This is a genomic window from Nocardia sp. NPDC051990 (genome assembly GCF_040680755.1).
Lineage (GTDB): Bacteria > Actinomycetota > Actinomycetes > Mycobacteriales > Mycobacteriaceae > Nocardia.
Window position 1 is genome coordinate 288405 of the sequence record NZ_JBFAXH010000004.1, and the last position, 16347, is coordinate 304751.

16 protein-coding genes are annotated in these 16347 nt (G+C 65.2%); 4 read left to right on the forward strand and 12 right to left on the reverse strand.

Translation table 11 applies throughout. From position 1 onward, the window contains the following. Positions 1-95 precede the first annotated feature (95 nt). Complete coding sequence (locus tag AB0L63_RS10405) at positions 96-1991, forward strand: glycosyltransferase (RefSeq protein WP_364497541.1); 1896 nt, start codon at positions 96-98, stop codon at positions 1989-1991. 87 nt (positions 1992-2078) lie between these two features. On the opposite strand, the gene AB0L63_RS10410 is transcribed toward AB0L63_RS10405, so the two are convergent. The 8 genes from AB0L63_RS10410 to AB0L63_RS10445 all read right to left on the reverse strand — a co-directional run bounded on the left by AB0L63_RS10410 (position 2079) and on the right by AB0L63_RS10445 (position 9560). Continuing rightward, positions 2079-2639 (reverse strand): O-acetyl-ADP-ribose deacetylase, encoded by a 561-nt coding sequence (locus AB0L63_RS10410; protein ID WP_364498196.1) that lies wholly within the window; start codon positions 2637-2639, stop codon positions 2079-2081. A gap of 349 nt (positions 2640-2988) precedes the next feature. Beyond that, complete coding sequence (locus AB0L63_RS10415; RefSeq protein WP_364497544.1) at positions 2989-3840, reverse strand: NAD(P)-dependent oxidoreductase; 852 nt, start codon at positions 3838-3840, stop codon at positions 2989-2991. A gap of 187 nt (positions 3841-4027) precedes the next feature. Next, positions 4028-4741: a hypothetical protein gene (locus tag AB0L63_RS10420; RefSeq protein ID WP_364497546.1), complete on the reverse strand. Its 714-nt coding sequence runs from the start codon at positions 4739-4741 to the stop codon at positions 4028-4030. Between the two features lie 277 nt (positions 4742-5018). Then, entirely contained in the window at positions 5019-5564 is a 546-nt protein-coding gene (locus AB0L63_RS10425) for a hypothetical protein (protein ID WP_364497549.1), read from the reverse strand. An 11-nt stretch (positions 5565-5575) separates the two neighbouring features. Beyond that, entirely contained in the window at positions 5576-6526 is a 951-nt protein-coding gene (locus AB0L63_RS10430) for a glycosyltransferase family 2 protein (RefSeq protein ID WP_364498199.1), read from the reverse strand. 368 nt (positions 6527-6894) lie between these two features. After that, a complete protein-coding gene (locus tag AB0L63_RS10435) occupies positions 6895-7734 on the reverse strand; it encodes an ABC transporter ATP-binding protein (protein WP_364388457.1) in 840 nt (279 codons plus the stop codon). A gap of 12 nt (positions 7735-7746) precedes the next feature. After that, complete coding sequence (locus AB0L63_RS10440) at positions 7747-8586, reverse strand: ABC transporter permease (RefSeq protein ID WP_364498202.1); 840 nt, start codon at positions 8584-8586, stop codon at positions 7747-7749. A 365-nt stretch (positions 8587-8951) separates the two neighbouring features. Next, the gene (locus AB0L63_RS10445; protein ID WP_364497552.1) at positions 8952-9560 is read right to left on the reverse strand and encodes a bacterial proteasome activator family protein; all 609 of its coding nucleotides are present in this window, start codon (positions 9558-9560) and stop codon (positions 8952-8954) included. Positions 9561-9788: 228 nt separating this feature from the next. Here AB0L63_RS10445 and AB0L63_RS10450 point away from each other — a divergent pair, with 228 nt between their 5' ends. Continuing rightward, on the forward strand, positions 9789-10991 hold the full coding sequence (locus AB0L63_RS10450) for a cysteine desulfurase-like protein (protein ID WP_364497554.1): 1203 nt from the start codon (positions 9789-9791) through the stop codon (positions 10989-10991). 29 nt (positions 10992-11020) lie between these two features. Here AB0L63_RS10450 and AB0L63_RS10455 read toward each other — a convergent pair whose 3' ends face one another. The 3 genes from AB0L63_RS10455 to AB0L63_RS10465 all read right to left on the reverse strand — a co-directional run bounded on the left by AB0L63_RS10455 (position 11021) and on the right by AB0L63_RS10465 (position 13382). Beyond that, a complete protein-coding gene (locus AB0L63_RS10455; protein WP_364497557.1) occupies positions 11021-11371 on the reverse strand; it encodes a hypothetical protein in 351 nt (116 codons plus the stop codon). Positions 11372-11532: 161 nt separating this feature from the next. Beyond that, on the reverse strand, positions 11533-11973 hold the full coding sequence (gene speD / locus AB0L63_RS10460; RefSeq protein ID WP_364497560.1) for an adenosylmethionine decarboxylase: 441 nt from the start codon (positions 11971-11973) through the stop codon (positions 11533-11535). A gap of 17 nt (positions 11974-11990) precedes the next feature. Then, entirely contained in the window at positions 11991-13382 is a 1392-nt protein-coding gene (locus AB0L63_RS10465; RefSeq protein WP_364497563.1) for an aspartate aminotransferase family protein, read from the reverse strand. A 580-nt stretch (positions 13383-13962) separates the two neighbouring features. Here AB0L63_RS10465 and AB0L63_RS10470 point away from each other — a divergent pair. Beyond that, positions 13963-14220 (forward strand): hypothetical protein, encoded by a 258-nt coding sequence (locus tag AB0L63_RS10470; protein WP_364497566.1) that lies wholly within the window; start codon positions 13963-13965, stop codon positions 14218-14220. Positions 14221-14728: 508 nt separating this feature from the next. Here AB0L63_RS10470 and AB0L63_RS10475 read toward each other — a convergent pair. After that, positions 14729-15355 carry an NAD(P)H-binding protein gene (locus tag AB0L63_RS10475; RefSeq protein ID WP_364497569.1) on the reverse strand — a complete coding sequence of 209 codons (627 nt, stop codon included), beginning with the start codon at positions 15353-15355 and terminating at the stop codon, positions 14729-14731. 132 nt (positions 15356-15487) lie between these two features. On the opposite strand from AB0L63_RS10475, the gene AB0L63_RS10480 reads away from it, so the two are divergent. Next, complete coding sequence (locus tag AB0L63_RS10480) at positions 15488-16255, forward strand: SDR family NAD(P)-dependent oxidoreductase (RefSeq protein WP_364497572.1); 768 nt, start codon at positions 15488-15490, stop codon at positions 16253-16255. Positions 16256-16347: the final 92 nt, after the last annotated feature.

Genomic DNA, 16347 nt, shown 5'->3' on the forward strand with positions numbered 1-16347 from the left:
GCAGTTGCCGAGGCGAATTGGTATCCTCGCACCCGCCGCGAAGGCATCCAGGGGCGTGTCTGTCCCGTCGGCACCAAAACGATTTCGAGGACTTCATGGATCAGTCGGCTACCCAGGCCGTTACCGAGACAAATGACCGACCTTCGACCGCGCCCGCCTCGCTGCGCGTCGATCATCATGCGCCCGATCGGCTGGTGCTGCAGCGCGGCATCTTCACCGGTCCGTCGGCGAAGGTGAGTGACGAGCTGTATGCCGTCGTCAAGGGTCGCGCCCATCGGGAACGCTTGGAGCTGAGACTGGACAAGGGCGCATCCGCACATACCAATACCTATTTCGGGCGGTTCGTGGCGAGCTACTGGCAGCGTTGGACCACGGTCACCGAGGTACGGGCGACCATGGTGCTCGATGTGACCAACCGGGCCCGCGTCCGAGTGGTCGCCTCCGATATCGCCGGGCACCGCCGGATCATCGATACCGCCGAGCTCACCGCCAGCGGCCCGCTGACCATGACCGCACCGCTGGACCAGTACGTCGACGGCGGCGCGCTGTGGCTCGAGTTCGATGCCATCGGCGGCGAACTCGGCATTTCCGCGCAGACCTGGACGGCTACCGCGCCCGATCACGTGCGCCCCGTCGCCATCGCGATCTGCACCTTCAACCGGGCCGCGGACTGCGCCGAGACGGTGGCCGCGCTGGCCTCCGACGCCCCGATTCTGGAGGCTATCGACGCGGTCTATGTGGTGGATCAGGGCACCGATCTGGTGGAGAACCAGGCGCGTTTCAAAGAGACGCTGCCGATCTTCGGTGACAAGCTGCAGTACATCCGGCAGCCGAATCTCGGCGGTGCGGGTGGCTTTACCCGTGGCCTCTACGAGGTGTCCGCGGTCAACGAGCACGCCGACGTCATCCTGATGGACGACGACATCCTCTGCGAACCGGAAACGGTCTTGCGGCTCAATGCCTTCGCCAATATGACCGTGGCACCGACGTTGGTCGGTGCGCAGATGTTGTTCCTGCTCAACCCGGATTACCTGAATGTCGGCGCCGAGGAAGTGCATCTGCACGAACTGAAGCACGGCCAGAAGGTGCCGAAGGCGCTGCGCAACACCAGCATGCTGAAGAAGAACCAGGAGCGCCGCGTCGACGCCGGCTACAACGCCTGGTGGACCTGCCTGATCCCGGCCGAGGTGGTCGCCAAGATCGGGCTGCCGGTGCCGATCTTCTTCCAGTGGGACGATGTCGAGTACGGCATCCGGGCTCGTGAGCACGGGTTCGTCACGGTGACGCTGCCGAATGCCGCGGTCTGGCACGCGGACTTCTACTGGAAGGACTACGACGACTGGGCGCGCTACTTCAGCACGCGCAACTCGTTGATTGTCGGTTCGCTGCACACCGATCTCGATGGCAAAGCCATTACCCGCCAGCTGTTCCGGAATCTGGCCGAACATCTGGTCGCCATGCAGTACGGCCTCGTGCACACCACGCTGCAGGGCATCGAGGACTTCCTGCAGGGGCCGAAGATCCTGCGCGACGGTGGCATTGCCGCGCTGGCCACCGCCCGCACCAGCCGCTCCGATTACGACGAGACCATCAAACATCCGGCCGCGACCCCGCCGGTGCGCTCGGCCGATATCCAATTGCGCCGTGCCGGTGGTGAACCGAGTCGGGTCACGGCGGTGCTGATCAAGCGGGCCATCGCCCAGTGGACCGGACGCACCCAGCGCGGCCTGATCGGCATCACCCGCGAGGACGCGCACTGGTGGCACGTTTCGCTCTTCGACCACGTCGTGGTCACCGACGCCTCGCAGTCCGGTGTCCGGATTCGCCAGCGCGACAAGGCGCGCGCTCGTGCCCTGCTCATCCGCACCATCCGCGTCCTGCGCCGCCTCCGCCGCGAACTCCCCAACCTCACCAGGCAGTACCGCGCCGCGATGCCGGAGCTCACCAGCCGCGAAAACTGGGAGCGCCTCTATGGCATCGAACCGAACTGAGGGCTGAGTGCTGACCGTGCGGCGCGCAGTGGTTTGCGCGCCGCGCATTGATTTGCCCGGACATTTCGCGCGCATGCGCGGCGATGCTCAGCGCAGTGCGGTTTCGAATGCGGTGTACGCGCGCTCGTCGAAGAGGACGAAGCGGACTTCTTGAACGGATGTTTGTGTGTGGCACACCGTTTCGGTAGCGATGCGGGCGCCGTCGTCCATCGGCCAGCCGTAGATGCCGGTCGAGATGGCAGGAAAGGCGATTGTTCGCGCGCCCAATTCGTCTGCCACTCGGAGGGATTCGCGGTAGCAGGAGGCGAGGAGGGCGGAGCGGTCCTCGGTCGCGGACCAAACGGGTCCGACGGTGTGGATCACCCATCGGGCCCACATGTTGCCCCCGGTGGTGGCGACCGCCTGGCCGGTGGGCAGCCCTTTGCCGTAGTGCGACGCGCGTAGATCGCGGCACGCGTCGAGAATCGCGGGCCCACCAGCGCGATGAATTGCGCCGTCGACACCCCCGCCGCCGAGCAGAGCAGAGTTGGCCGCGTTGACGATCGCGTCGACTCGCTGCTCGGTGATATCGCCCTGATGCAGGATGATCGTGGCGGTACCAGGCGCGCCCGAGATCAGGTGCCGAGCGCGCCCTTCCAGTAGCGGCATCAATACCCGCCGCCAGGCATCGAGACTCACCATCCCGCTCGACATGCCGCCGTGCGCGAACTCCGATCGGTACACGCTGTCGGGTGCGTCTTTCGAGTCGAGACGCAAGCCGACGATCTGCTCGAAGGTGTTGTGCAGCAGTGCGATCACCTCGGCCGATGTCGGCGGTGGGCCGAGAGCCTCGAGCCGGCTCCGCAATTCTTGCCACAGGTAGGGATCTCCGCGTAGCCCCCACCCTTCGGGCTCCGGCTCGAAGAGTGCGGCCAAGGTCGAGGTACCAGTCACGATCTCAACGGTAGCGGCGGGCGGATCGAAGGTGGCCGGGTAAGCCACCTTTCTAGCGCGACGATCAGAGGAAGAGGTCGGTGGTCAGTTCGCCGTCGCCGGGGACGACGCGGTATTTGTCCAGGTCGGTGCTGCCGTGCGCGGCGAGGACTTCGTCATCGAGGAAGAAGTTGCCGGTGGTCTCCTTCGACGGCGAGGTGAGGACCAGGTAGGCGGCGTCGGCGTAGATATCGGGGGTGCGGGAGGTGGCGATCATTTCCGCGCCGCCGAGCAGGTTCTCGACCGCGGCGGTGGCGATGGTGGTGCGCGGCCACAGTGAGTTGACGGCGATACCGTCGCCCTTGAGCTCCTCGGCCAAACCCAGTGTGGTGAGCGACATTCCGTATTTGGCGATGGTGTAACCGAGCGCCATACCCGCCCACTTCGGGTCCAGGTTGAGCGGCGGCGACAGGGTCAGGATGTGCGGGTTGCGGCCCGCCGCGGCCGATGCGCGCAGCGCGGGAATGCTGAGCTTGGCGAGCAGGAAGCTGCCGCGGCAGTTGATGTCCTGCATGAGGTCGTACTTCTTCATCGAGAGGGTGTCGGTGGGCGACAGATCGATCGCGGACGCGTTGTTGACGACGATATCGATGCCGCCGAACCGCTCGACGGTCTGGCGCACGGCCTCGGCGACCGACTCATCGATGCGCACATCGCCGACGAAGGGCAGTACCGTGCCGCCCGCCGCCTCGAGTTCCGCCGCCGCGGTATGGATGGTGCCGGGCAGCTTCGGATGCGGTTGGTCGGTCTTCGCGATCAGGGTGATATTCGCGCCGTCCATGGCGGCTCGCTTGGCGATCTCCAGACCGATGCCACGGCTGCCGCCCGACATGATCATCGTCCTGCCCGCGAGCGGCTTCGATCCCGATTCCGTCATGACTGCTCCTGTCTTCTCTGCCGCGAGTGGGTGCGCCCGCGGCGGCCGTGCCGACCCGTTCGAGCGACCCTGCGAGCAGTCGCCGACGGGTGTTGTGCACGTTAAGCGTAACTCAGAATCCTATGCAACTGGTTGCATAGGGTAGCCGGAGAAAGGGCGCCGGAACCCCGACGCCCTTTCTTCGCTGTCAGATCGTGGAGGCTCCAACGATCAACACGATGTTCAGCAGAATCATCAATGCCACGATGGCCCAGCTGATGTAGATGAAGATGGCGCCGGGCGTCTTCTGCGGCACCGGGCCGATGGCGCCGTTGAGGAAGATGATCGCGGGCGGCTTGTAGTAGAACCGCACGCCCTGACCTTCCTGGATCGACGCCGTCGTATTCGCCGGGCCCATATCGAACAGCCAGGGCGTGGTCACCCGCACGTGGTACTGACCCGGACCGACCGGAATGTGGTTTTGGCCCCACCGCGTATTCGGCACCGGCTGACCGTTGATCAGGATCTTCGGCTTGGTGATCGCCAACAGGAAGGCGAACCACTCATAGGAGGCGTCGACGGTGATGCCCGGCGCGGCCGGTGCCTGCTGCGGACCCGCCTGGCCATACGGCACGGGCGGCTGACCGAACGGCTGCTGCCCATAGGGCTGCGGCTGACCGTACGGCTGCGGCGGTGCGGGGTGCGGCTGACCGCCGTACTGCGGCTGCGGAATATGCGGCTGGCTGCCGTACGGCGGTTGCGGCACCTGCGGTTGGCTGACCGGCTGCCCTGCGTGCGGCGCGTATTGCGGTGGCGCACCGTAGGGATTCGGCGCGCCCTGCGGTGCCGGCTGACCATATGCGGGCTGACCGGGCCATTGCCCTGGCTGGCCTTGAGGCGGATAACCGCCTGGGAAATTCATCGGAACCCTCCCGTATTGCGATGTTTGCGTGCCGACCCTACCGTGCTGATGCGACATCAGCTTGCCGCTGATGGTTAGCCCTGCCGCACCCCGGCCTTGGGGATGCGCCGGCATCAGCGCCGCGAACCTCGCTCCTGGTAGAACTGCCGCTGCTGGTTGCGGATATCGCGCCACGCCTCGGCGCGTTCGGCCTGCAATCGCTTATCCGATCGCGCTGCCATCCAGGCGTTTTCCCGTTCGAGTTTGCAATAACTGTCGAAGCGGCGCCGGCGTACGGTCAGCAGGGAATGTTCTTGACGGACAATCGCGGATCCCCATCGGGGCACCGTGTGAACCCGATGCCCTCGAAGTGTTCAGGTTCGTCAGCAAGCAGCGCAGCGAACATGACCCCTGGCCGGCGAACCCCGACCAGAGCGGCATCCAGAACGGCCGAAGCGAGGCCGGGATACCGTTCAGCAAGCCCGTGGCCGACGTCTACCTGTGACACCAGCACGGCCCAGTCCGGCTCCTCAGGCGGCAGGACAGCCCGCACATGGCGCTGCACGTCCCACGAACGGTCGTCGTGGACAACGAACACCGCATTGCCCAGCTCGGCCAGATGTCTGTCGCCCTGACACTCGGACCAGTCGACGGGGTTGACGCAGTCGTCGAATCCGATCAGATGGAGTTTCGCGTAACCGAGCTGCTCGCTCGCCACCATCAGCCGCGCCGTGCAGTTCGTGAAACCGACCTCGGACTCCTCCGGCTCGAACAGCGGCAGGTCGAGGGTGACCTCGAGGCGCGCGCAGCCGAGATCCGCACCAGCGGGCATGGCTGTGCGCAAAGCTGCGCAATCTAATTCTCGCCCGAAGTCTTCTCGTCCGGGGCCGGCTTGCCGAACTGCTCGTTGCGGCCCAGGCTGCGCAGGTGGAACCATTCGCGCAGACCGGCCGGGTCGCGGCGGGTGACGAGGAAGAACCAGGAGAAGCGAATCCATTCCTGGGGCAGCAGTTTGCGCATACCGGGCTGGGCCATGAGGTAGCCGCGGTTGCGGTAGGTGAAGTAGCGCTTGACCGGGTCGTCCGGATACTGGGTGTGCATGCGGCCGCCGAGGATCGGCTTGAATTCGGCGGCGCCATTGGGGTGCAGGTAGGCCGTCTGTAGGCAGGTGCCGAACGGCAGACCGGAGCGGACCAGCCTGCGGTGCACCTCGACCTCGTCGCCGCGCACGAATAGCCGCAGGTCCGGCACGCCGATCAGATCGACCGCCTTGGCGGAGATCAGTGCGCCGTTGAAGAGCGAGGCGATGCCGGGCAGGAAGTCTTCATCGCCTAGTTCGGAACGTAGCCGCCGCCAGACCACGCCGCGGCGCAGCGGGAAGGCGAGGCGGTCCGGCTCGTCGATATCGCAGACCACCGGCGATACCTCGACCAGACCGTGTCGGCCCGCGCAATCGAGCAGTGTGGCAAGCACTTCCGAGCCGTCGGGGCGGCCGTCGTCGTCGGCCAGCCACACCCAGTCCGCGCCGAGGGTCAGCGCGTGCAGCATGCCGAGCGCGAAACCGCCCGCGCCGCCGAGATTGTGCGCCGAGCCGAGGTAGGTGGCCTCGACCGGTTGCTGGGCGACCAGCTCCGCGACCTCGGATTCATTGGCATTGTCGACCACGATCAGGTGGTCCACCGGCCGGGTCTGGGAGACAAGGACTTTCAGCGATTCGGCGAGCAGTTCGCGGCGCTTGTGGGTGACGACCACGGCGATGATTTTGGCCTCGGGGCCGGTGCCCGCCGGGGTGCGGGCGGCTGCGATCTGTGCGGGGGAGGGGTCGTCGGAGTCGTCCAGGTCGTCCGGGATGGGTGCCACCTGGTCATCCGCAGGCTGAGGGTTCGCGGCTTGTGGTGCTGGGTCGTTCGCGGGCTGAGGTGTTGCTTGTGGTGCTGGGTCGTTCGCGGGCTGAGGTGGCGCAGGATCGTTGGCCGGGGCGCTCGAGGTCGGTGCATCGGAATCCGGCACGGAGTCGATCGGGGTCTCACGCCCCGCGTCGATCGGAGCGTTCTGCCCGGTCGGCTCACTCATGCTGTAGCCATTTGGCATGATCGGGGGGCCCTCCGTGGTTACGCGAGCCGGCTCCTCCGGAGCCTGACCGCTCATGGCGATTGCTCGCTCGCTGCGCTCGCTCACGCCTGATTCCGCTCCAGTTCTCGCTCGGTTCCCATTTTCCGTTCCGCTTCCATTTCGCGCAGCACGGTGGCGACGTGATTGCCTGCGTCCGGGCCCTCGTAGGCGCGCACCACTTCTTCGATACCGCCGCGCAAACGGATCTGCCCGTGGTCGACCCACATGGCGGTATCACAGAGCTGGGCGAGGAATTCGTTGGAATGGCTGGCGAACACCAGAATGCCCGAGCGGGCAACCAGTGATTGCAACCGGATCCGAGCCTTCTTCATGAATTCCGCATCGACCGCGCCGATCCCCTCGTCGAGCAGCAGGATCTCCGGATCAATGGAGGTCACCACGCCCATCGCCAGGCGCACCCGCATACCGGTGGAATAGGTGCGCAGTGGCATCGACAGATATTCGCCGAGTTCGGTGAATTCGGCGATCTCATCGATCTTCGACAGCATCTGCTTGCGCGTCTGTCCGAGGAAAAGCCCGCGGATGATGATGTTCTCGAAGCCGGAGATCTCCGGATCCATACCGACGCCGAGGTCGAATACCGGCGCCACCCGGCCGCGGATGCGCGCGCTGCCGCGCGAGGGTTCGTAGATTCCCGAAAGCAGCCGCAGCAGTGTCGATTTGCCGGCGCCGTTATGTCCGACCAGGCCGACCCGATCGCCCTCTTTCAGCGAAAGAGTAATGTCGCGCAGCGCCTCGACCACCACCACATCGGACTGATTGCGGCCGATCGCACCGCCGGCCTTGCCGAGGAATGCCTTTTTCAGCGACCGCGATTTGGCGTCGAAGATCGGGAACTCGACCCACGCCTGGCGGGTTTCGATACTCACATGGTCGGTCATCGGCCCGATCTCCTATACCCAGTACGGCACGCGCGAGCGGTACTTCTTCATGGCGAATATCGCCACGATCCAGCCGACCACGGTGATGGCGCCAACGATCCCCCAGTGATACAGATGCTGATCATCGCCGAGCAGCGGTGCGCGGACGATCTCCAGGTAATGGAAGGTCGGGATGATTTCGGCCAGCTTCGCGCGCTCGCTCACCTGACCGCCCTGGGATTCCAGGCTTTTGGTATTCCACATGACCGGCGTGAGCACGAACAGCATCAGCGTGAGGCTGCTGAGGATCGGCGCGATATCGCGGTAGCGGGTGCTGAAGATGCCGAACACGATCGAGACCCACATCGAGTTCAGGAACACCAGCCCCAGCGCGGGAATCGCCAAAATGGCGGTCCAGTGCAGTTTTTCCCAGACGCCGAATGCGACCAGCACCACCAGATAAATCAGCATGTTGTGTGCGAAGAACAGCAGCTGTCGCCAGACCAGGCGATAGACGTGCACGCTCAGCGCCGACGGCAGCTGTTTGATCAGCCCCTCATTGGCGATGAACACCTCCGAGCCCTCGAGGATGCTGGCCTGGATCACATTCCAGACGATGATGCCGACCGCCACATACGGCAGATAGGACTTGATCGATTGGCCGAGCAGGGCGGAGTACAGAATGCCGATCGCGGCGGCCTGCACACCGGTTGCGATGGTGATCCAGAACGGACCGAGCACCGAGCGCCGATAGCGCTGCTTGATGTCCTGCCAGCCCAGCGACAGCCACAGCTCGCGCTGCGCGAAGCCGCCGCGGAAATCCTTGAACGCGCGGCCGAAGGTTTGCGAATCCGAGATGATCGGGGTCGCCAGCGCGGTGTCCTGGTCCGACGGCGATGTTTCCGCGTCGGCGCTCACCGGATGCTCCGGCGCGATCTCTGCTTCAGGAGGTACGGAGGTCTCATCGGAACTCTCGTCGGTATGCGCTTGGCTGGTATCTGAACGCACTGAACCCTCTTCAGGACGGTCCGAGCCCTCATCGGGACGCGCCGTATTCACATCGGAGACCGAGTCGGGGCGGGCGGCGGCGGACGGCACGGTGCACGACACTACCCTCGCGAATCCCCGCGGCGTGAGCGGCAGGGCCCGGAGGCGGTAGCGGAGTGTAACCAGTCGGGCCCCGCGAATCGCCGCGAATCAGCCACCGCCGCCCCGGCTGGCACTCGACTCGGATCTACTCAGAGATATTGTCCGGAGCCGCCGGTCGCCGGATTCCACTGGCTCGCGCGCGGGTCGGCCGCGTGGATGCCGGGCGGCAGCGCACCCTGACGCATCTGTTCCAGCTGCGCCCGTGCCGCCATCTGCTGGGCGAACAGCGCCGTCTGGATGCCGTGGAAAAGACCTTCCAGCCAGCCGACGAGCTGGGCCTGAGCAATGCGCAGTTCGGCATCGGAGGGCACCGCGTCATCGGTGAACGGCAGCGTCAGCCGCTCCAGTTCCTCGCGTAATTCCGGTGCAAGACCCTGTTCGAGTTCGCGTACCGAGGATTTGTGGATCTCGCGCAGCCGGGTCCGGCTCGCATCATCCAACGGAGCGGCGCGGACCTCTTCCAGCAATTGTTTGATCATGGTTCCGATGCGCATGACCTTCGCAGGCTGCTCGACCATATCGGCGAGCGATTCCTCGACGTCGTCCTTGTTGTCCGCATTGTCGGATTTCTTGTCGCCGTCGGAAACGACCTGCGCGGTAAAGGGCGTGTGCGAGCCGGACTCGGCGGGAATGGCCAGCGGCCTACCGTCCGGCCCGATCACGACAATGGATTCAGCGGCTCCATCCGATTGCGTCATGGTCCCTATCATGTCGCGTCCGGCGCGAACGCGCTAAGTCGGTGGCCTCCGATCAGGTCACTGGGTCGGTGCCGCGGCGCTGAGGTGGCGTCTATTCTGTTCGGGTCGTGTGGTTCGGATTTGCTGAAAGTCGGTTGCCATGCTGAGTTCCAGTTCACTGCACCCCCGCCCGCCGGCGAGAGGGAACGCGGTTACGCCGGCTAGCCCGCTGCCCTTAGAGTGGCCAACATGACTTACGACGTCGCGAGGGTTCGGGGCCTGCTACCGTCCCTGGGCGACGGCTGGATCCATCTCGACCCGCAGGGCGGAATGCTGGTCCCGGATTCGGTATCTCGTGCCGTATCAACAGGTTTCCGAACCTCTTCGTTTTCCCATATCGGCCGCAATGGTGCCGCCGTTCGCAGTGCCGCGATTCTGGACGCGGCGCGCGAGGCCGTCGCGGATCTCGTCGGCGGTGATCCAGCGGGCGTCGTACTCGGACCGGACCGTGCGGTTTTGTTGGCCTGGTTGGCGGAGTCACTGAGTTCGCGGCTCGGTCTCGGCACCGGGATCGTGCTGTCGCGATTGGATGATGAGGCGAACGTCGCGCCGTGGTTGCGGATCGCGAATCGCTACGGCGCGCATGTGCGCTGGGCCGAGGTCGAGATCGAGACCTGTGAGATGCCGTCGTGGCAGTTCGAGGAATTGATCGGCCCGACCGCCCGGCTGGTCGCGCTGACCGCAGCATCGCCGATCGTCGGTTCGGCGCCCGCGGTGCGGGTCGCGGCGGATCGGGTGCACGAGGTGGGTGGTCTGCTCGTCGCCGATTGCTTCGGCGCCGCGCCGTATGCCCTCATCGATATCGACGAACTGAATGCCGATGTGGTCGCGTTGAGCGCGCCCGCGTGGGGTGGTCCGCAGATCGGCGCGCTGGTCTTCCGCGATCCGGCCTTCTTGGACCGGATTCCGTCGATGTCGTTGAACCCCTACGCGAAGGGCGCCGAACGCCTCGAGGTCGGCGGCCATCAATATGCCCTGCTCGCCGGCCTGACCACCTCCATCGACTTCCTCGCGGGCCTGGACGAGCGCGCCCGTGGCACCCGCCGCCAGCGCCTGGAAATCTCCATCACCTCGCTGCAGGACTACCACGATCAACTTTTCGAGCACCTGATGGATGTGCTCGACAAAATCTCCAATCTGACCGTCATCGGCCGCGCCTCGACCCGTATCCCCACCGTCAGCTTCACCATGGCGGGCATGCAGGCCGAGAAGGTGGCCGCCAAACTCGCCGACGCCCGCATCGGCACCCTCAGCGGCGTCCACGGCGGCAGCCGGCTGTTGGACGCGCTCGGCGTCAATGACGAAGGCGGGGCCGTCACCGTCGGCTTGGCCCCGTACACAACGAAATTCGAGATCGATCAGCTCGGTCGGGCGCTGGCCGCGCTGGAGTGACCGCGGGTGCCGCATCGAGGTGTCCGGCGTCAATATCGCTTCGGCTGACCCCACTGATTACTCGGCCGCTCCGGCATCGCATCGGCGACCTCTCGGGGCGCGACCGCATCGGCCGGCGCGATGAAGTCCAGATAGATCCACTGCCCATTGGTCTCGACCGGCACCTCGATACTGGCAATCCAACGCCCGTCCACGAGTCGATGCCACGCCCGCTGCCTGGCCACCATCCGACCCGACAAGACGAGACCGTATTTCTTGACGCGCGCGGACACCTCGCGCGGCGGTGATCCTTCCGGCGGAAGCACACGATCGATGTCGACGTAGATCGGCAGGAGCGGTGAGTACGGCCGCCAGACGTCTCGATGTCGATTATCGAACATACATTCGAGTATGGCATCGATGATGTGTCACGCAACAACTCTGTTCGGTATCGGCAGAGCCCACACTGGGCGTCGAGGATCTTCAGGGCTCGTCGCACTGGCGCCGCACGCCGGAGTCACGCCGCGGTGTGTTCAGCGCGCTCGTCATCTCGGCCGGCCCGTCATTTCCCGGCCGGCTCGGGCTCCTCGGCGCCGTGCACAATCTGCTCACAGAGCTCGACCCCGGTCAGCGCGGAAGTGCGACCGCCCTGACCGCGGCGGATGGTGCTCATCCGGACGGCATCGGGCTCCAGCGCTTCGATCACATGGCGCACTGCGTAGGCCGGATCGGCGCGCTCCCCGCAGGTGAATACATCGACGAAGGCCGCGCCGATCTCTGGGTAGGTATGTATGGAGGCGTGCGACTCCGACAGCAGCAGTACAACAGTGACCCCTTGGGGTACAAAGCGTTTGGATGCGATGTCGAGCACCGTGGCACCGGCTCGCGTGACCGAGTCGGTGAGCAGGGTGCACAGCAGATCCTCGTCGTCGAGCCGATGTGAATCGACGCCTTCGAATTCGGCAATCACATGTCGGCCGAGGAATTCCCCGACTGCGGTCAATTCCGTATACCCTTCTCTCACAGTCTTTTCCATGCCTCGCTCAGTACCGTGCGCAGTATCGACTCCATCTCGGCGAAATGGGTTTCGCCGCAGATCAGCGGAGGGGCGAGCTGGATGATCGGGTCACCGCGGTCATCGGCCCGGCAGTACAGTCCCGCCTCGAAGAGTGCCTTCGACACATAACCGCGCAGCAGCGCTTCCTTCTCCTCGGTGCTGAACGTTTCGCGAGTCGCTTTGTCCTTGACCAGTTCGATGCCGAAGAAGTAGCCGTCACCCCGGATGTCGCCGACAAGGGGCAGGTCGTAGAGGCGTTCCAGATAGGAGCGGAAGACGTTGGTGTTCGTGCGAACGTAGTTGTTGAGCTGCTCCCCCTCGATGATGTCGAGGTTGGCCAGCGCTACGGCCGCCGCCACGGGATGCCCGCCGTAAGTGATGCCGTGCGCGAACCAATCGCGTTCGGCGCGAAAAGGTTCGGCCAGGCGTTCGTGTGCGATCATCGCGCCGAGTTGGGCATAGCCGGAGGTCAATCCCTTGGCGCAGGTGATGATGTCGGGCTGGAAGTCGTAGCGTTGCGCACCGAAATACGATCCGAGCCTGCCGAATCCGCAGATCACTTCGTCAGAGACGAGCAGGACGTCATAGTGGTCGCAGATCTCCCTCACCCGGCGCAGATAGCCGGGCGGCGGCGGGATGCAACCGCCCGCGTTCTGTATGGGTTCGATGAAGACCGCCGCCACGGTGTCCGGCCCCTCTTGCTCGATCGCCTCGGCGATCTGGTCGGCGGCCCACTGCCCGAAGACGAACGGATCCGCGGCGCGGTCGGCCCGCCGGTAGTAGTTGGTGTTGGGAACCCGGACCACCGTCGGCACCAGCGGCTCGAAATCATTACGCACAGTGGGCATTCCGGTGATGGACAGCGCGCCCATCGAGGTGCCGTGATAGGACATGGAACGGGAGATGGCCTTGTGCTTGAGCGGACGCCCGGTGCGCCGGAAGTAGGCACGAGCCAGCTTCCACGCGGTCTCGACCGCTTCGGAGCCTCCGGTGGTGAAGAAGATCCGGTTGAGGTCGCCGGGCGTCAGATCGGCGAGCCGCTCCGCCAGTTCGATCGCGGGTTGGTGCGCATATGACCAGATCGGGAAGTACGCCAGCTCGCTGGCTTGTTTGGCGGCGGCCTGGGCGAGTTCCTGCCGGCCGTGACCGACCTGCACCACGAAGAGGCCGGATAGTCCGTCGAGGTAGCGGCGGCCGGCCGCGTCGTAGATATAGGGGCCATCGCCGCGCACCATGACCGCCGCGGTCGAGGTGTCCTGGGAGGCGTGTCGGGTGAAGTGCATCCACAAGTGGTCGGAGACGGCGTTGTCGGCGCCGAAGTCTTGAATGGTCACAGTCGCTGCCTGCAATATCATGGGCCCGCTTCAGCGGGACCCGTGTGTAGCCGATGAGTCACTGAAAGCGTGTCGCGTTCCGATGCACTCGGATAGATAGGGAAATCCCTACGTCCGTGCCGGCCGGTATTTCTGCGCAGCGACCACCGGCGCCGGGCACTCGAACGAATCATCCGGGGCGCCAAGCTATTTCCGGCGGATTGAACGCGTGCCGCGACGACGGATCGTATGGAAATTCCCGCATCGAAGCTGTCCCTGCCATGACAGGACACCGGCATGCGGGCTCGTTACGATGCAGCGAATTTCACGAATACTCCGCGAAACCCGCTGTCAGTGCTTGGAGGTGACATGTCAGGGTCGTCGGGATTCATTCGGCCCCTGGTGGGCCGTGTCGAAGTCAGTGTGCAGCACCCGCTGAATCGAGCCCGGGTACGCAAATTCTGTCGGTTATGCGTGGGGAGAGGTACGTTCCGCCTCGACGAAGGAAGAGGACCATCGTGCCGACCAGCTCGTCGACGTCGGCGAGGTGAGCGCGCACGGTCGTCGCAGGTCCGGACCGCTGCTAGCCACGCTCCGTAGCCGCTGTAGCTAACCTCATCCCATGACCGACGAAACCTTGTACCCCATATGGAAACTCGACCTCGCCGAGGAAGGCGTGATATTTGATGAGCTCACGTTCTCGGTGCGCGACAACAAGTCCGGCGAGTCCATCGGTCTCAGCGGGATGGAGTGGTTCCTCGGCAGGCTAACCACGTCCACAACGCGGACGGTCCTGTACGACGTCCGGGTTCGTGCCGAGAAGCCGCCGACTGTCGGCACGTGGTCCAAGGACGCAGTGCTGGGGTCGAACGCTGGCTGAGATGGTGTCCTCGGGCAGTGGCGATACGCAACTGCCCGTGCCAGAGACATCGCGCCTTCGGCTTGGGAGACGCGTTTAGCTCGGCCAATACGGGCCCGCATCGGGGCGAATGCTCGAGTGATCAACTGGACATGCCATGTACATCAATGCCCACCCGGACATGCACCCCGTGTTGATCCTCGAGGCGCTGCTGACGATCGGCATTGTGCCTCCGGATCACCAACGCTCGAAATGAACGTCGGTTGAATCGGGACCCGGCTGGTTCGAGGCAGCGCTGATCCAATCTCGGTCGGCTGGTGCCTGATATCTATCCGGCCGATCGCGCCGGGCTCACGGTGGTGAGCCGGCGCGAACTACTTCGGTTGCCGCGAGCATGGTCAAGCTACTGTGCACAACGGCACTGGAAATCATCCGACTGTCGCAACTGGAGTGCGTCGGACGAGGTCCGACCGGGCGTCGTGCGCCGGGGCTGCTGCCCGCCTACCTCCAACGGTCGCCCTCTGCGCGGCTATCCGCCTATCTCGACGCGCTGCCGGTAGGTGGACGGCTCTGCCAGGTTTCGGACGATCCAATCCGCGACATTGGCCCGCACTGCCGTTCCTGCCTTGGCGAGATGTCCGCCCACCGACAGCTGGTACGTGGAAGTCGGCTCGCCGTCCACGAGCATCGGCACGCGCACGATTGTCCAGTCCAGCCCGGAGTCGGCCACCACCGTCTCCATTCGGGCCAGGTCGGCGTGGATTTCACCGTAGACGCGTGTTGCCACCAAATGGGTGACCTGGCGTTGGAGGAACGGTAGGTGGTCGGTGGACAGACCTGCCGACGACATGACGATCAGCCGGCGCGTCCCGGCGTTCTGCGCCGCGGTGACGATGTTGCCGAGGCCGTCGGAGAACAGTGTCGTGCGACCGCGACCGAGCACGCCGAGTGCCACCGCGACCGCGTTCTGCCCTGCCATGGCTGTCGCCAGATCGGCCGGATTGTGGACATCGCCGCGCACTGTGTTCAGACCAGGGCGGGTGGTCACCCGACTCGGATCGCGAGCCAGCCCGGTGACCGTGTGGCCATCCTGCAGTGCTCGATCAACCAGCAAGCCCCCCGTGCGACCTGCGGCTCCTACCACCAGAACGTTCATGTGCTCGCCTCTTCGTTGCCCCGCACGGTCGGGTGACCGGCGTCTAAAATTTATTTAGTCAGATAGTGTGTATGAATAATAGCTCGGCGGATGTGCTTCGGCGCCGAACACTTACGAACTCAGGGAGAACTCATGGGCGCGCAGTATCCGGATCTGAAGGGGCGCGTGGTGGTGGTGACTGGCGGCTCACGCGGTATCGGGGCCGCCGCGAGCCGCGAGTTCGCTCGACAGGGAGCAAGGGTCGCGGTGATCGGCCGGGACGAGGCGGCGCTCGCCGCGGTGGTCGGTGACATCGAGCAGGACGGCGGCACGGCACTGGCGGTGCCGGCCGACTGCACCGAAGAGGACGCGCTCGCCGCGGCCGCCGCCACCATAACGAGCACCTGGCAACAGCCCGCATCTGTATTGCTCGCGTTCGCGGGCGGCGACGGCCGACCGACACCAACGATCGACCTGGAGCCGCAGCGTTGGCGCGCGACGTTGGCGGACAACCTCACCGCGACCTTCCTGACCGTGCAGGCATTCCTGCGGACCATGGTCGATGAGGGGCGCGGTTCGATTGTCACCATGGCCTCCACGGCAGGACGGTTGCCCGGCGGGGCCAGTGCGGCTTACGGGGCGGCCAAGGCAGGCGTTTTGATGTTCACCCGGCAGCTGGCCCTGGAGGTGGCCAGTTCCCAGGTCCGGGTCAACTGCCTCGCTCCTGGCGCGGTTCGCACCGAACGTACTGCCGCGCAAATGTCGGCTGATGTCCGGCGGCGGGTCGCAGCGGCACACCCGCTCGGTCGCATCGGCGAGCCGGCCGACGTGGCGCAGGCCGCTCTCTTCCTTGCATCGGACGCGTCCTCATGGATTACTGGTCAGACGATCGATATCAGTGGCGGCCGGGTGATGATGTAGCGTTCGCTGGTCGATGCCCCGACCGGGGAGGCGATCGACCGGATGCGGTGTCAGCGATACTGCTCGCACGCCCGCTCGGCGACCGGCCGAGC

What these genes read in the sequence shown, in the direction of transcription:
- AB0L63_RS10405 (WP_364497541.1), top strand. Translation starts at nt 96, where the DNA reads ATGGATCAGTCGGCTACCCAGGCCGTTACCGAGACAAATGACCGACCT.
- AB0L63_RS10410 (WP_364498196.1), bottom strand. Translation starts at nt 2,639, where the DNA reads ATGCCGCTACTGGAAGGGCGCGCTCGGCACCTGATCTCGGGCGCGCCT.
- AB0L63_RS10415 (WP_364497544.1), bottom strand. Translation starts at nt 3,840, where the DNA reads ATGACGGAATCGGGATCGAAGCCGCTCGCGGGCAGGACGATGATCATG.
- AB0L63_RS10420 (WP_364497546.1), bottom strand. Translation starts at nt 4,741, where the DNA reads ATGAATTTCCCAGGCGGTTATCCGCCTCAAGGCCAGCCAGGGCAATGG.
- AB0L63_RS10435 (WP_364388457.1), bottom strand. Translation starts at nt 7,734, where the DNA reads ATGACCGACCATGTGAGTATCGAAACCCGCCAGGCGTGGGTCGAGTTC.
- AB0L63_RS10445 (WP_364497552.1), bottom strand. Translation starts at nt 9,560, where the DNA reads ATGACGCAATCGGATGGAGCCGCTGAATCCATTGTCGTGATCGGGCCG.
- AB0L63_RS10450 (WP_364497554.1), top strand. Translation starts at nt 9,789, where the DNA reads ATGACTTACGACGTCGCGAGGGTTCGGGGCCTGCTACCGTCCCTGGGC.
- AB0L63_RS10455 (WP_364497557.1), bottom strand. Translation starts at nt 11,371, where the DNA reads ATGTTCGATAATCGACATCGAGACGTCTGGCGGCCGTACTCACCGCTC.
- AB0L63_RS10465 (WP_364497563.1), bottom strand. Translation starts at nt 13,382, where the DNA reads ATGATATTGCAGGCAGCGACTGTGACCATTCAAGACTTCGGCGCCGAC.
- AB0L63_RS10470 (WP_364497566.1), top strand. Translation starts at nt 13,963, where the DNA reads ATGACCGACGAAACCTTGTACCCCATATGGAAACTCGACCTCGCCGAG.
- AB0L63_RS10475 (WP_364497569.1), bottom strand. Translation starts at nt 15,355, where the DNA reads ATGAACGTTCTGGTGGTAGGAGCCGCAGGTCGCACGGGGGGCTTGCTG.
- AB0L63_RS10480 (WP_364497572.1), top strand. Translation starts at nt 15,488, where the DNA reads ATGGGCGCGCAGTATCCGGATCTGAAGGGGCGCGTGGTGGTGGTGACT.